The 824-nt window shown below is 30.3% G+C and carries 1 protein-coding gene; it reads left to right on the top strand.

From position 1 onward, the window contains the following. Positions 1-824 (top strand): hypothetical protein (locus IY230_RS04795; protein WP_196370272.1); only part of this gene is annotated, 824 nt, incomplete at both ends.

Here is an 824-nt window from a genome sequence, read left to right as displayed (position 1 = left end):
CCATTATTAAATGCAGACTTAGAGCAAGTTGATAGTGATGCATTTAGAATAGATCCAAGTGTGGTAACTAAAGGATCATTTAGAAATCTATTTATCGCAGTATACGGATCAGGCCTTGATGTTGATACTAACTTTAATGATATTTTAGCAATTACTAAAGCACTAGATAGTGATATCTTAGTTGCAGGAAATACCAATAAAGCAATCGCTCATATATATGGTTATGAATTAATCCCACATATCTTAGAGCGCTTAGTTGAAAGTGAACAAGTCCAAGAAGGATTAGTAAGTGTCTTAAATCAGCAATTAGGAAGAGTAAACTTAAATGCGATTGAAGATGTAACAAAAGAAGAATTAAATATTACTTATGAATTATTTAATTTAGAAGCAATGATTAAAGTGTTAGACGCAATTAATTCATTGAATATTACAACAATTGAAGATTTAACAAATGCTAGAACAATAAATGACTTCGGAAATATTTTAAGACTTGAAACAAATAGTGATATCGTCTTAAAAGTATTTAATGTTCCAGTTATTGATCATGCACTAACAACTGTGTTAACGCATGATATGTTTGGCAATGTCTTAAAAGAATTAGTAGATACAAGAGTATTACCAAGATTACCATTTGAAGTAACTAGCCCAAGTGCAGATTCATATAGATTAAATAGCGAACACTTAACAGGTGATAATTATGCAGATTTAATCTTAGCAATCTATGGTTCAGGCTTAGATGTAGATACATTTAGTGGTTCTATTGATGTCTTAAGAATCGTTGATACGTTATTAACTGATAAATTAGCAGGTGGCATAAATAGAGA

It is taken from the genome of Acholeplasma laidlawii (assembly GCF_015709225.1).
Lineage (GTDB): Bacteria > Bacillota_I > Bacilli_A > Acholeplasmatales > Acholeplasmataceae > Acholeplasma > Acholeplasma laidlawii_A.
This window is presented reverse-complemented; position numbering and strand designations above follow the sequence as displayed.